Origin of the sequence: Photobacterium sp. SP02, from assembly GCF_038519165.1 — a bacterium.
Lineage (GTDB): Bacteria > Pseudomonadota > Gammaproteobacteria > Enterobacterales > Vibrionaceae > Photobacterium > Photobacterium halotolerans.
Window position 1 is genome coordinate 20,176 of record NZ_JASJOJ010000021.1, and the last position, 13,275, is coordinate 33,450.

Annotated in this window: 14 protein-coding genes; 12 read left to right on the top strand and 2 right to left on the bottom strand. The window is 51.9% G+C overall.

Going from position 1 to position 13,275, the window contains the following annotated elements; genetic code table 11:
* Nucleotides 1-108: 108 nt before the first annotated feature.
* The 8 genes from P0Y67_RS11070 to arsJ all read left to right on the top strand — a co-directional run bounded on the left by P0Y67_RS11070 (nt 109) and on the right by arsJ (nt 8,243).
* Nucleotides 109-546: a hypothetical protein gene (locus tag P0Y67_RS11070; protein ID WP_342391911.1), complete on the top strand. Its 438-nt coding sequence runs from the start codon at nt 109-111 to the stop codon at nt 544-546.
* Between the two features lie 35 nt (nt 547-581).
* Entirely contained in the window at nt 582-1,130 is a 549-nt protein-coding gene (locus tag P0Y67_RS11075) for a copper chaperone PCu(A)C (protein ID WP_342391912.1), read from the top strand.
* Between the two features lie 309 nt (nt 1,131-1,439).
* Nucleotides 1,440-2,480 carry an OmpA family protein gene (locus P0Y67_RS11080; RefSeq protein WP_342391913.1) on the top strand — a complete coding sequence of 347 codons (1,041 nt, stop codon included), beginning with the start codon at nt 1,440-1,442 and terminating at the stop codon, nt 2,478-2,480.
* A complete protein-coding gene (locus tag P0Y67_RS11085; RefSeq protein WP_342391914.1) occupies nt 2,477-4,801 on the top strand; it encodes a beta strand repeat-containing protein in 2,325 nt (774 codons plus the stop codon). The genes P0Y67_RS11080 and P0Y67_RS11085 overlap by 4 nt, the downstream gene beginning before the upstream one ends.
* 241 nt (nt 4,802-5,042) lie before the next feature.
* Nucleotides 5,043-5,384, top strand: a complete 342-nt coding sequence (locus P0Y67_RS11090; RefSeq protein WP_342391915.1) for an ArsR/SmtB family transcription factor — start codon at nt 5,043-5,045, stop codon at nt 5,382-5,384.
* A 17-nt stretch (nt 5,385-5,401) separates the two neighbouring features.
* A complete protein-coding gene (locus P0Y67_RS11095; RefSeq protein ID WP_342391916.1) occupies nt 5,402-6,403 on the top strand; it encodes an ArsJ-associated glyceraldehyde-3-phosphate dehydrogenase in 1,002 nt (333 codons plus the stop codon).
* A 13-nt stretch (nt 6,404-6,416) separates the two neighbouring features.
* Nucleotides 6,417-6,911, top strand: coding sequence for a cyclin-dependent kinase inhibitor 3 family protein (locus P0Y67_RS11100; protein WP_342391917.1), 495 nt, complete (start codon nt 6,417-6,419; stop codon nt 6,909-6,911).
* Nucleotides 6,912-7,007: 96 nt separating this feature from the next.
* A complete protein-coding gene (gene arsJ, locus P0Y67_RS11105) occupies nt 7,008-8,243 on the top strand; it encodes an organoarsenical effux MFS transporter ArsJ (RefSeq protein WP_342391918.1) in 1,236 nt (411 codons plus the stop codon).
* A gap of 29 nt (nt 8,244-8,272) precedes the next feature.
* On the opposite strand, the gene P0Y67_RS11110 is transcribed toward arsJ, so the two are convergent.
* Both P0Y67_RS11110 and P0Y67_RS11115 read right to left on the bottom strand, forming a co-directional pair.
* The gene (locus P0Y67_RS11110; RefSeq protein WP_342391919.1) at nt 8,273-9,100 is read right to left on the bottom strand and encodes a sulfurtransferase; all 828 of its coding nucleotides are present in this window, start codon (nt 9,098-9,100) and stop codon (nt 8,273-8,275) included.
* 126 nt (nt 9,101-9,226) lie between these two features.
* On the bottom strand, nt 9,227-10,102 hold the full coding sequence (locus P0Y67_RS11115; protein ID WP_342391920.1) for a patatin-like phospholipase family protein: 876 nt from the start codon (nt 10,100-10,102) through the stop codon (nt 9,227-9,229).
* Between the two features lie 294 nt (nt 10,103-10,396).
* Between P0Y67_RS11115 and P0Y67_RS11120 the strand changes: the two genes are divergently transcribed.
* From P0Y67_RS11120 to P0Y67_RS11135, 4 genes are all read left to right on the top strand, one after another.
* Nucleotides 10,397-10,705, top strand: a complete 309-nt coding sequence (locus tag P0Y67_RS11120; RefSeq protein ID WP_342391921.1) for a DUF1330 domain-containing protein — start codon at nt 10,397-10,399, stop codon at nt 10,703-10,705.
* A gap of 108 nt (nt 10,706-10,813) precedes the next feature.
* Complete coding sequence (locus P0Y67_RS11125; protein ID WP_342391922.1) at nt 10,814-11,155, top strand: Fis family transcriptional regulator; 342 nt, start codon at nt 10,814-10,816, stop codon at nt 11,153-11,155.
* Nucleotides 11,156-11,290: 135 nt separating this feature from the next.
* Nucleotides 11,291-12,067, top strand: coding sequence for an MBL fold metallo-hydrolase (locus P0Y67_RS11130; protein ID WP_342391923.1), 777 nt, complete (start codon nt 11,291-11,293; stop codon nt 12,065-12,067).
* Nucleotides 12,068-12,153: 86 nt separating this feature from the next.
* Nucleotides 12,154-13,110 carry a helix-turn-helix domain-containing protein gene (locus tag P0Y67_RS11135; protein WP_342391924.1) on the top strand — a complete coding sequence of 319 codons (957 nt, stop codon included), beginning with the start codon at nt 12,154-12,156 and terminating at the stop codon, nt 13,108-13,110.
* Nucleotides 13,111-13,275: the final 165 nt, after the last annotated feature.

Below are 13,275 nucleotides of genomic sequence, written 5' to 3' on the forward strand. Positions count from 1 at the left end.
AGAAAACCTGTATTCAGTCGGATTTTTTCAAGCACTTACCGGTAATCTGTTACCGAATGTTATTCTCATCTGCTATGATTTCAGCTTCTCAGAAACAGACAAAACACCATGACCACGACTTTCACTTCAACCCGCAATCGCGCTGGAATGATCACTATCATTCTGGCGTCATTGCTATGGCTGAATGTGCTGTCGGCTGTCGTGGTGATCAATCCGGCCTTCCATCAGGGTACTCCGAGCGGCTTGACCGGGGATAAAATTCTGATCTGTACGGTGCATGGCCTGCAATGGGTCTCGGTCGCCGATCAGGTTAATCAGCCTGACGGATCGCCGCACGCACAATGGCAAAACCACTGCCCGCTGCTCACACCATTACAGCCCATCCATTACGACACCAGTTATATTCAACCGCTGATTCTGGCATCCGTGGCGATTTTTTCCGGCCTGCGCCGTATGTTCTGGCTCAGTGCGAACAACAAACTGTATGAACTGTTTGGGCCAAAACATTCTCCTCCGCCGATAAGCACATCATCACATCCCTTTTGACCTTTTTGATTGCTTAAAACCCATTGGAGAACACAATGAAATCATTACACGCTTTGCTGCTGGCCGCTTCCGTCTTCACCTCCGGCCTGGCAACGGCCCACGAATTTGAGTCTGGCGAGCTACACATTGATCATCCCTGGTCCAAAGAAGTCCCGCCTATGTCTTCAGTCGCAGCGGCTTTTTTCTCAGTGGATAACCACGGCGATCAGGCGGATGTCCTGCTGCGTGCAGAATCGCCCATTGCTGAAAAAGTTGAACTTCATGAACACGCACATGAAAACGGCATGATGAAAATGCGCAAAGTGGACGACATTCAGATCCCTGCCCATGACACCCAGCTGCTGCAACCTGGCGGTTACCACATTATGATGTTTAACCTGACCTCAGTGCCTAAACTGGGTGACAGTTTTCCGCTGACGCTTTATTTTCAGAACGCCGGTAAGGTGGATGTGAAAGTAAAAGTAGAAAAAGCCGACTACATGATGAACACCGGACAAAACATGGACCACAGCCAAATGGACCATCAAGGCATGGATCACGACGGCATGGATCATGACGGTATGAACCACGACAACATGCACTGATTCGCCATCAGGCAACACTACCTCCAACACCCCGCGGGTTCACCTGGCGGGGTGTTTTTGTTTCTGCGCCCGGATGCGTTCCGGCACACACGCATAAATCATTCCTGAAGCCCGCTGCGTCACCTCTCCCACCCAGAGTAAACAACCAAGACTAAAAACCAGTCCCATCATGTAATGATATCTGTGCAACTTATTTCGCCATTTTGTGATCTTTGTACTAATTTGACTTTAGGCATACCTGGAAGACAAGAAGTTCCTAAAGCTGGGTAGCTCTTCGTAGCGTTTTCAAGGACTGAGGATGGATAGGTAATGAATCAGAGCACAAAGTTTTCCCTTTCATGTTTTGTACTAAGCACTTTATGTCTCTCTCTCGCCAATGCTTCTGAGCACCGGGCCGGGCTCCGCGCCAGTTACACTTTTGCTGATGGCGCCTGTGAAAGCCATAACATCAGCTGTGATGATGATGCGCCAGGCGCGGGGATTTTCTATAACTACGCCTGGACTCCGCGCTGGGAGCTGGAAGTGGCCTATGACTATTACGGCCAGTTCGATGCCACTTACCCGGCGCTGGATGACCCTTCCGTTGGCGCCGATTATGAAGGAGATGTATTAGGTCTGTCAGCCTCTCTGGGCTACCGCTATCCGGTTACGGATGTGGTGTCTCTGGTGGGCAAAGCCGGGGTTCTGGCCTGGCATGTTTCCAGCGATGGTAAAGAAATTGCCGGCACTGTATCTAACGACGAAGATGGCTTCTCGCCCATTGTCGGTGTCGGCGTTGACTGGGACTTTACACCGCGCTGGCGAACCGGGCTCAGCTATCAGTTTGCCAATAATGTCGGCGACGATGGCACGGCTGGCGCCGATCTCCACACCCTGATGCTGGGCATCAGCTACCGGTTCTCGGGCAATGACCCGCAACCTGTCGCAGTGGTTGAACCTGAACCAGAACCCGCGCCGCAACCTGTCACTCAGGAAGCCTTTACCCTCCGGGTGGATGGTACCCAGTCCAATGCCATCTTTGAGTTCAATTCTGCCAAGCTTCGCCCTGATATGACTTCCACGTTCCAGCCGATGCTGAATCACCTGAGTCAATATCCGGAAGCCATGCTGCGGGTGGAAACCCATACCGACGATGTCGGCTCGGAAGACTACAACATGAAGCTGTCTGAACGCAGGGCGCAAAGTGTTGTGCAGTATTTTGAACAACAGGGTATTACCCCTGACCGTATCAGCTACGAAGCGTTTGGCGAAACCAAGCCGCTGGTCAGTAATGACACCCCGGCTAACCGCGCTATGAACCGACGCGTCGTACTGACTTCACCTCAGTTCACAAGGAAGGCAATCCAATGAAGAACAACATTTGCCGGTATTTAACACTCTGGCTGGGTATTTTTCTCATGACGCTGACTCTGGCAGGTTGCGGCGGAGAAGGTAGCGGTCTGCCCAGCCAGAAAGACAACAACAGCAGCGCCGTAGATAAAGGCGGTAAAACCGTCCGCAATCTGGAGATCATCCCCAGCGCGAACACAGCGGAAGCTGGCAGTTCCCTGAACTTTACCGTGAATGCCATTCACGCTGACGGCGATAAAAAAGAGGTCACTCAGGACGCACAATGTACCAGCAGCGATGAGTCAGTGGCTACCATCAGTGGCAAAGGAATGATCCAGGCCATTGCCGCCGGTGAAACCACCATTTCCTGCAGCTATGCAGGTGTCAGTGGTGGCAGCATCGTGATTACGGTGACGGGGGGCCACACGGTCAGCCAGCTGCAAATCACTCCCGGGCAGGTATCAGCCGCCGCAGGCACACAGGTGCAATTTACTGCGCTGGCTTACTATCACGATGGCAGCCGTGAAGATGTCACCAGCCAGACCATCTGGAATACCACAGATGCCAGTACTGTTGAGTTGGACGCCAACGGCATGGCTTCCGCCAAGGCGTCAGGAACCGCCACTGTCACCGGCCAGTTTGAAGGCATCAGCAGCAATCAGGCGGCGATGACGGTGACGGCAGCCACGCTGGACTCGCTGCATCTCTCACCCGCTACGGCGTCATTGGTAGAAGGCACAGAGCAGCAGTTTACTGCCACTGGCCAGTTCTCCGATGGTTCGACACAAGACTTAACCTCTCAGGTCACCTGGAACAGCGACAATACCGCAATTGCGACCATTTCGGCATCCGGGTTAGCTGAAGCTGTTACTGATGGGACAGCTGTCATCACGGCCGATTTCAATGGCACACCCAGTGCTCCCGTCACGCTCACTGTGACGGCGGCTACCGTTGATACCGTGCAGGTCACACCGGCTAACCTGAGTCTGGCCAAAGGCACCAGCCATGCCTATACGGCCATTGCGCATTTTGATAACAGCACCTCGCAGGATGTCAGTGCGCAAGCAACATGGAGCAGCAGCGATACCGCCGTGGCGACCGTGTCCGCTACAGGTATGGTCAGTGCTCTCGCGACGGGATCTGCCGCTATCTCTGCCAGCTTTGGCGGGGCAATCAGCAACAACGCGAACCTGACTGTGACGGCAGCCACCGTGCTCTCTGTCACCATTGCACCGGAAACGGCCAGTATTGCTAACGGCACCACCCAGCAGTTTACCGCCACCGCCAAGTTCTCCGACGGCAGCACTCTGGATGTGACGGATCAGGTGAACTGGAAAAGCGGTGATACCAGTGTCGCCACCTTGTCTGCCACAGGTTTAGCCCACGGCCTGGGTGAAGGCAATACCGTCGTGACCGCCCATTATCAGGGCGTCGACAGCGCTGACATCCCACTCTCCGTCACGCCGGCGACCGTCAGCGCCATTACTGTGAGCCCGGGCGCAGCCAGTATTGCCAATGGTACAACGCAGCAATTCACCGCCACGGCAAGCTTTACCAGCGGCCCGGATCAGGATGTTACCCATCTGGTCAGTTGGGTCAGCTCGGACACCAGTGTCGCCAGCATCAATCCCTCTGGTCTGGCGCAATCGCTGGCAATGGGGACGACAGAGATTACTGCCAGCTATCAGATGCAAACCAGTCCGGGCGTGACCCTGGATGTCACCGCAGCAACGGTCACCTCACTGGCAATCACTCCGCTCAATGCGACTATCGCCAACGGCCTGACCCAGCAGTTCGAAGCCACTGCCACCTTTACGGATACGTCCACTCAGGATGTCACTGATCTGGTGAGCTGGCACAGTAGTGATACCAGTATCGCGACTATCACAGCAGGCGGTCTGGCGCAGGGCGTATCCGTTGGGTCGGCAACCATTACTGCAAGTTATGGGGGCAGTTCAGCGGACACAACCCTGACGATCGGTCCTGCCGTTCTGGATCGGATTAGGATTGAGTCTGATCATTCTGGTGAACTGGAAGTCAGGTTGCTAGCTCCACTCAACTTCAGCATCTCAACCCGAGCCTATTACTCTGATGGCAGCAATGAGGTCTTAGATAACAATATTGTGACTTACCATAACTCCAATGCATCCCTGATCACATTGGATGTATTAACCGGCCTGGTAAATGTCAGTGCCATTGTTGCAGGCAGCGCAGAAATCTCTTCTTCCGCGCTGTCCCTGAACAGTGAAAATGCTATCACCATCAACTGTCTGGTCGCCATCCCTGGCGTGCTGTCACTTTGCACTATTGATTCGATTGAGAAAATAGCCATTGAACTGTAATGGCTTTATATTCTGCAAAAGGGTCCGCGACAATGCGGACCCTTTTTATTCCTTTCTCATAACTACCGAGTCTTCAGAGAGATAGCTCTCTTTTTCAAGACACTTTCATCTTGAGCATTGCCTGCTCCGCTACACACCGCCCAATATCCAAATATGAAGATTTGATGACATCGGCTTCACAGGGATTGACCAAACACGTCATCAGACTAATATATACGGAAATTCGAATATGGTTATAAGCATGCTACCACATCAATTTTTTAAACTGCTGGCAGATGAAACCCGTGTGCGTTGCTTACGGTTAATCGTGAAAGAGCAATGCCTGTGTGTGGCCGAGCTGACCGAAGCACTGCAGGTCAGCCAGCCGAAAATGTCACGCCATCTGGCTGTGATGCGCGCCAGCGGGCTGTTGGTTGATGTCAGGCAAGGGCAATGGGTGTTCTACCGGTTAACCGAAGATCTGCCCGGCTGGATGCGCAAACAAATTTACGGACTGGTGGATTCGAACTGTTTAGAGCAGGAATACCAACAGGACAGTGAACGACTCATGGTAATGAAACAACGACCCGTTTGTTGCCAATAATGCAGGAAGAGTTAACTATGACAATCAAAGTAGGTATCAATGGTTTTGGCCGCATTGGCCGCCTGGCACTGCGCGCAGCGTTTGACTGGCCAGAACTGGAGTTTGTGCAGATTAACGATGTTGCCGGTGATGCCGCAACGCTGGCCCACCTCCTGGAATTCGATTCCGTGCAGGGACGCTGGCACCATGAAGTGACAGCGGAAGGCAGCCACATTGTCATCAATGGCAAAGCCATCACAGCCTCACAGGAAAAAGATATTAATGCCGTTGACTGGTCTGGCTGTGACGTGGTGATTGAAGCCACAGGTAAGCATCGCAAAACCGAATTCCTTAATCAGTATCTGGCGCAGGGTGTGCAGCGTGTTGTCGTGTCAGCACCGGTGAAAGAAGCAGGCATTGCCAATATCGTGGTGGGCGTGAATGATCACATCTTTGATCCTGACCAGCACCGGATTGTCACGGCGGCGTCCTGCACCACCAACTGTATTGCGCCTGTGGTCAAAGTGATCCATGAAAAACTGGGTATTGAGCAGTCTGCATTTACCACGATTCACGATTTAACCAATACGCAAACCATTCTGGATGCACCGCATAAAGATTTGCGCCGCGCCCGTGCGTGCGGCATGAGCCTGATCCCGACCACCACAGGATCGGCCTCGGCCATCGTCGAGATCTTCCCGGAACTGAAAGGCAAAATTAACGGCCATGCCGTGCGTGTCCCGCTGGCAAACGCGTCTTTAACTGACATCATTTTCGACGTCAAACGCGACACCACAGCAGAAGAAGTCAACCAACTGCTGAAAGACGCTTCGCAGGGTGAACTGCAGGGCATCTTGGGTTACGAGGATCGCCCGCTGGTTTCTATCGACTATAAAGGCGATCAGCGCTCCACCATAGTCGATGCATTATCAACCATGGTAGTAGGCAAGCGGATGGTGAAAATCTATGCCTGGTATGACAACGAAATGGGTTATGCCACCCGCACTGCTGAACTGGTGCGTAAAGTGGGACAGGCTTAAGGGAGCAATGACAATGACACATCCAACCTGGACTTTACCCGTAACCGATACCAGCTCACTGGTACTGACACCCTGCCCCGGCACCAAAGGCGTGGCTCTGTCAGACAGTCTGGCTCAGCTGAAAGCACAAGGGGTACGCGCTGTCGTCACCGCCATCAATCAGCAGGAAATGACTGACAAAGAGGTCGCTGACTTGGGCCAGTTAGTTGAACAGTCCGGCATGTTGTGGGCGCACACCCCCATCGAAGACGATGCCGCACCTGATAGCGAATTTGCGGCACAATGGCAGGCAGCCAGCCCGCAATTGCATAAAATTATGGCAGAAGGCGGCAACATCGCTCTGCATTGCATGGGGGGCTCAGGCCGCACCGGTTTACTCGCCGCGCACCTGTTGCTGGAAATGGGCTGGCCGTTGTCACGCATTATCGAAGACGTCCAGGCGTTACGTCCCGGGGCCTTTACCAAATCGGTACAGGTCGATTACATCCGTCAGGTAGCGTCACAATAATAAACAGTGTTTCGCCGTTTCGCGCCTGTCTGCACATGCTTTTGTTTTGCATCGCAGCCAGCAGCCGAAACGGCGAACAATACGAGTGTCGTGTCTATGTTTGCTAAATATTTCGCGCAATTCAGCCAGCCGGTTCGCCAGTATATGCTGGTGACCTTCAATTACTGGAATTTCACTGTGACTGACGGCGCGCTGCGTATGTTAGTCGTACTCTACTTTTACGAGCTGGGTTACTCCACCCTCGCCATCGCCTCCCTCTTTCTGTTCTATGAATTTTTCGGCGTGGTCACCAACCTGGTCGGCGGCTGGCTGGGCGCCAGGCTGGGTCTGAACCGGACCATGAACATTGGCCTTGGGATGCAAATTGTTGCCCTGCTGATGCTGGCCGTACCCAACCCTATGCTGACGATTCCCTGGGTAATGGCCGCACAGGCGATGTCGGGGATCGCCAAAGATCTCAACAAAATGAGTGCCAAGAGCGCTATCAAAACCCTGGTGCCGGACAACAAACAAAGTGCGCTGTATCAGTGGGTTGCGCTGATGACGGGGTCAAAAAACACTCTTAAAGGCGCGGGCTTCTTCCTTGGCGGTCTGCTACTCAGCGTAATCGGGTTCCAGAATGCGGTGCTGACAATGGCGGGTGTGCTGACGCTGGTATTCATCAGCAGTATCCTGACGCTGAAAGCCGACATGGGCAAGGCGAAAAATAAGCCCAAATTTGCCGAGATGTTCTCCAAATCCGAAAGTGTCAACATCCTTTCTGCTGCCCGCATGTTCCTGTTCGGGGCGCGAGACGTCTGGTTTGTGGTTGCGCTGCCTGTGTATCTCGGTTCAGTGTTTGGCTGGAATCACAGTGCCGTTGGCGGCTTCATGGCAGCCTGGGTAATGGCGTATGGATTTGTGCAGGGCTTTGCACCCAAACTGACAGGGAAAGCGCAGGGCAAAGTGCCGGACGGGCAAGCCGCCACACGCTGGGCACTGCTGCTGGCCATCATTACCGCAGGTATCGCTTACGGGGTGCAGATTCAATGGCAGCCGGAACTGGTGATCGTCGGTGGGCTGATGCTCTTTGGCGCCATCTTTGCGATTAACTCGTCGCTGCACTCCTACCTGATAGTCAGCTACGCCAAAGACGATGGTGTATCACTGGATGTCGGCTTCTACTACATGGCCAATGCTATGGGTAGACTGATAGGCACAGTGCTGTCAGGCTGGGTCTTCCAAATCGCAGGCCTGTCCGCCTGCCTGTGGGTCTCTTTCATCTTTTTGGTCCTCACCACCCTGTTCTCCCTGAAACTGCCTAAGATTCAGGCTTATCAGATAGTGTCTTAACCACCATAATCAGCAGCGAACCGACGACCTCAAACAACCGGTAAATCGGTTCGCTGCCCCCACTCCGCCCAGGAACCATCATAAACCGACAGGTTTCTGTACCCGCACTGATAAGCCACCAGCAGTCCGATGCAGGCGGTCACGCCGGAGCCGCAGCTGAAATACAGTTTTTCGTCGCCGAACACCTGCTGCTCTGCGAACAACGCCTGCAGCTTGTCTGAATTTTTATACTGGCCGTCTTCAATAAAAGAGGCGAAAGGAAGGTTTATCGCATGGGGAATATGCCCGCTTCTCAGCTCTGGTCGAGGCTCCGGTTGCAGGCCAGAAAACCGCCCGGCACTGCGCACATCTATAACATAATGCCCCGGCAGACCGGCTTTTTCTGCCAGTTCTCGCCAGTCAGCAATCCACGCTGTGCGATACTCACCCTGCCACCCGTTGCCGCTCTCAGGAATGACGGGAGAAGCGACGACAGCCCTGCCTTCTGCGATCCATTTAGGCAAACCGCCATCCAGCACAAAGACCTGCTCGTGCCCCATCAGCTTAAACAGCCACCAGACGCGCGGCGCTGAGTAGATACCTTTTGCATCGTAAATGACAATCACAGAATCCGTCTCAATGCCCAGTTTGGATACTTCTCGCTGAAATGCCTCATATTTTGGTGCGGTGTGAGGCAACGAAGAAGAAGCATCAGAAAACTGTCGCTCAAGATCAAACACCATAGCGCCGGGGATATACTGACGTGTGTCAAAGTCGGTATTGTCGCCAGCCACACTCTGCATGGTGGCATCGACGATAACCACTTTAGACAACCCACTACGGCGTTCCAGCCAGGATGTAGACACTAACGCGTTCATCATTCCCCCTCAGGTAAACCCGGTATTGAGTAATTTGCACTCAATTTGAAATCATCATGCTGAAAAAGGCGATAGATAAATGACAGTTACACTGATTTTTAGCCATTATTGTGAGGAAAGAGTTTCTCACAGACAAAACTGACAGTTTTCATCATGAGAGCCATTCATTGCCTTTCGGCGATGTATATGCAGCATACCTTCTTTCAGGCCCATCTTATAACCTTCATCCAGAGTAGATTTACGCATCGTTAAACGCTTCACGCTGAAGCTTTCTGGCGGGGCGATGACCCGGATTGTGGCGTCTTGTGGCGGTTGGCGGATGAACTCCAGCGACGCGTTATAGTTATCAGAGCGTTTGATCATGGCACTGGCTATCTGTGGCTGACGGGCGAAGACTTTTTTCATCATCCAGGGATATTTTGCCGGTTTCATCTGATAGCTCAGCGGATGTGACAAAATCACTGTGATATCCCTTGCGCCGCGGCGGTAGGCTTCCCGCACCGGAATCGAATCTGCCACGCCACCATCGGTATAACAGCCGCCGGCAAAACAGGGTGTCGCTTTATAAGCAATCGGCAGCGCACTGGTGGCTTCCATGACATCGCTGACATTTGACGGACTCACGTTGTAATAATCAGCTGTGCCCGTGTTGATATTGGTGGCTGCGGCAATCAGTGCGGTTTTCCCGAACAGTTTGTGCTGATCCAGCGGATAGAGCCGCAATGATTCATCAATCAGCCACCTCACATCAACCAGGTTGCCTCCTTTCAGGAAACGGGCGGGATTGTAAAATCGCTTATCCGTCGCTAACTGCGTGATAACGCGATAACTCCGTTTAGGCTGGTTCGCCAGATATCCCAACAAGTTAGATGCGCCCGCTGAAACGCCGATGGCCAGATCAAAAGGGTTATAGCTATCGTCCATAAAAGCATCCAGTACCCCGCTGGCAAAAATACCGCGCATCGCACCGCCTTCCACCACTAATGCTGCTTTCTTATTCATAAATTGCTAACCAACTGATTTAAATTAAATAAATATTACCTAAAGTCGGTCTGGCTGGGTAATTGAAATCACGGATTGTTCAGATAGGAGCAAGCTATGGAAGCACAGCAGGTGCTTAGCAACAGATCTTAGCGGGACAGGCACTTTTCTTATCGATAAAGTGCTGCTTCTGATAGCGTTATAGATAATTATCAACGCATTTCTTGAGCAAACTCTGAATCTTCACTCAACTGGCTATGTTTTCCCGAAGGATTACCCTAGGGTTTCAGACAAACACAGAATAGGGAAGTAACTATGTCTTTTGAAATGCTGGTCGCGCTTGATGTTGCGGACGATGAAATATACGCACAATACAGACGCGAAATGACCCCCATTTTATCCCGCTATAACGGCAGCTTTGGCTATGACTTCAAAATCTCTGAAGTATTGATTTCACAGGTGTCTGCACCCATCAACCGTGTTTTCTCTATTCGCTTTCCCAGCGAAGACATGAAAAATCAATTCTTTAACGACAAAGAGTATATGGCGGTAAAACAGCATTATTTTACGCCGTCGGTTCGGGCCACGACCCTCATCGCCAGCTACGAGAAACCAGACAGCTGAAACCACACAGACACTTTTATTGTGCTGTCCAAAACGTTACCGTATCGTCCTTCCGGCAAACAGTGCGGTAAGCAAAACATCAAGCTTACCGCCCTCAGCGAGACAAACATGCGAAAGACAGATAAAAAAACGGACAATCAAATCAGAATAGTACTGACAGAAGTGTGTGACCATGCGCTGGAAGCTTACCCCGGCTTTCAGTGGCTGACCCATCTGGTTGATTACTCGCACTTTCCTGACAGTTTGAAAGTGGTTTGTGTGTTCGATACCAATGCGAATCTGTCACACTTTTATGATGATGCGGGAAACCTTGTACTTGAAGCCTTGATAGTCAAAAAACTGGCAACGGTTGGCATCCGCCTGAACAGACCATCTGCCCACATAGCGTATGACACCGAAGAGAATTGCGAACGAGAGAACAAGGGCAAATGGGCGCACCGTTTGGGGTGAGTGAAACAGGCTTTTGCGAATTAGGTGGCTTGTCCCGATCTCGTTGAACTATGTCCCGCGGGCCACTCACGCCATGTTGAAAATACTCTGATAATGAAGATCAATACACAACGTCATTATCAGAGAGCACAAATCATGAAATTCACTCAAATCCGCAACGCAACACTGCTCATTGAATTTGCAGGGAAAAAATTACTTATCGACCCTATGCTCGCCGAAAAAGGCACCTATCCAGGTTTTGAAGGGACACCCAACAGCCATCTGAACAATCCATTGGTCGCTTTACCTTGCCCCATCGAAGAGTTACTGAATGTAGATGCGGTTATTGTCACCCATACTCATCCGGATCACTGGGATGAAGCCGCCAAACAGACCATCCCGAAAGATATGCTGATCTTTGCCCAACACCAGGCCGATGCTGATGTGATTCACCAGTCTGGCTTCTCCAACATTCGAGTGCTTTCAGATAACACAGACTATGACGATATCAGCCTCAGTATTACCGGCGGTCAGCACGGCAGTGATGATGTCATGGCGGTTATTGGCGAACGCATGGGTGAGGTCTCTGGCGTCGTGCTTCATCACCCTGATGAGCCGACATTGTATATTGCAGGTGATACCGTCTGGAACCAGGATGTCCAAAGCAGTATTGAACACTTTCAGCCGGAGATCATCGTGCTGAACAGTGGCGATGCGCAAGTGATTGGCCTCGGCCCGATCATCATGAACAAAGAAGATGTCCTCGCTGTGTACGAGGCCGCCCCGAATGCCACAATCATTGCCAGCCACATGGAAGCGGTCAACCATGCGGTATTAACACGACATGCATTACGCCAGTACCTGACGGAAAATCAGGCGATGGACCGCGTCTTAATTCCGGAAGATGGTGAGTGCTATTTATTTACGCATTGATCCAGAGTCGAGTGCCCTTTTCTTCAGCGATCTACAGGGCACTTCATTCCGTTTCAGCATGTAATCAGTAAGGAACATAAAACGTCATGTCATTACCCACAGTCGCTGTTATCGCATTTAACCGGTTCAGTACCTTTCACTTTTCTGTTCCCTGCATCATTTTTGATGACATCCTGCCCGACATGAAGCTCTTTAATCTGCAAATTTGCGCAGGAGAGCCAGGACCAATTCGTTCCAGCCATGGCCTGATCATTGATGCCCCTCTAGGACTGGACGGATTAAACAATGCCGACATTATTATTGTTCCTTACTGGCGCAAAACGTCTGAGCAGCCGAACAGTGCCTTGTTAGATGCCTTGCGCAAGGCCCATGAGCGGGGGGCGCAAATCGTGGGCTTATGTCTTGGCACCTATGTACTGGCTTATGCCGGTTTACTAAACAATCGCCGGGTTTCAACGCACTGGGAGTTCGAGCAGGATTTCTCCCAGCGGTTTCCGGAGACTGCCCTGGATACCAACGCACTCTATGTCGATGATGGCTCGATTGTGACATCGGCAGGTACTGCCGCGGGTCTGGATTGCTGCCTGTATCTGCTGCGACAGCGCTATGGCAGCGCCATTGCCAATAAGGTCGCGCGTCGCATGGTTATTCCCCCTCATCGTGACGGGGGACAGGCCCAGTTCATTGAACGACCGATTCCAGCCACCACTCAGGATGAACGCATCAACAGCCTGCTGGAATACCTGCGTAACACCCTCGGCGAACACCATGAACTGGACAGTCTGGCCGAACGGGTGATGATGACCCGCCGGACATTCACCCGCCACTTTCACAAAGCCACAGGCGTTTCTGTTGGTGAATGGTTACTATCGGAACGCTTACAACGCTCACAGGAGCTGCTCGAGTCTACATCACTGCCAATCGAGACTGTCGCTGCACAAGCCGGTTTTACCACAGCAACCTCGTTTCGGGATCATTTCAAAAAAAAGTGCAATGTGACGCCAAGCGAGTGGCGTAAGTCGTTTCACTATTCAAATCGCTGACAGCAGGGCTGCGGCTAAATGGTCAGAACGCCGCCCTTAATTGGCAACATGTTACGTAAGCGCACAAAAATGAAGTCATACAGCGCGAAATACATGAAAAGTTGTAATAAATCAGGATAATGCGGCCAAATTATTGGTTCTTTACTCGGGTTGACATCCATTGCA

Excerpts from the sequence above, each read along its gene's own strand:
- P0Y67_RS11070 (WP_342391911.1), top strand. The coding sequence starts at position 109 with ATGACCACGACTTTCACTTCAACCCGCAATCGCGCTGGAATGATCACT.
- P0Y67_RS11075 (WP_342391912.1), top strand. The coding sequence starts at position 582 with ATGAAATCATTACACGCTTTGCTGCTGGCCGCTTCCGTCTTCACCTCC.
- P0Y67_RS11080 (WP_342391913.1), top strand. The coding sequence starts at position 1,440 with ATGAATCAGAGCACAAAGTTTTCCCTTTCATGTTTTGTACTAAGCACT.
- P0Y67_RS11085 (WP_342391914.1), top strand. The coding sequence starts at position 2,477 with ATGAAGAACAACATTTGCCGGTATTTAACACTCTGGCTGGGTATTTTT.
- P0Y67_RS11090 (WP_342391915.1), top strand. The coding sequence starts at position 5,043 with ATGCTACCACATCAATTTTTTAAACTGCTGGCAGATGAAACCCGTGTG.
- P0Y67_RS11095 (WP_342391916.1), top strand. The coding sequence starts at position 5,402 with ATGACAATCAAAGTAGGTATCAATGGTTTTGGCCGCATTGGCCGCCTG.
- P0Y67_RS11100 (WP_342391917.1), top strand. The coding sequence starts at position 6,417 with ATGACACATCCAACCTGGACTTTACCCGTAACCGATACCAGCTCACTG.
- arsJ (WP_342391918.1), top strand. The coding sequence starts at position 7,008 with ATGTTTGCTAAATATTTCGCGCAATTCAGCCAGCCGGTTCGCCAGTAT.
- P0Y67_RS11110 (WP_342391919.1), bottom strand. The coding sequence starts at position 9,100 with ATGAACGCGTTAGTGTCTACATCCTGGCTGGAACGCCGTAGTGGGTTG.
- P0Y67_RS11115 (WP_342391920.1), bottom strand. The coding sequence starts at position 10,102 with ATGAATAAGAAAGCAGCATTAGTGGTGGAAGGCGGTGCGATGCGCGGT.
- P0Y67_RS11120 (WP_342391921.1), top strand. The coding sequence starts at position 10,397 with ATGTCTTTTGAAATGCTGGTCGCGCTTGATGTTGCGGACGATGAAATA.
- P0Y67_RS11125 (WP_342391922.1), top strand. The coding sequence starts at position 10,814 with ATGCGAAAGACAGATAAAAAAACGGACAATCAAATCAGAATAGTACTG.
- P0Y67_RS11130 (WP_342391923.1), top strand. The coding sequence starts at position 11,291 with ATGAAATTCACTCAAATCCGCAACGCAACACTGCTCATTGAATTTGCA.
- P0Y67_RS11135 (WP_342391924.1), top strand. The coding sequence starts at position 12,154 with ATGTCATTACCCACAGTCGCTGTTATCGCATTTAACCGGTTCAGTACC.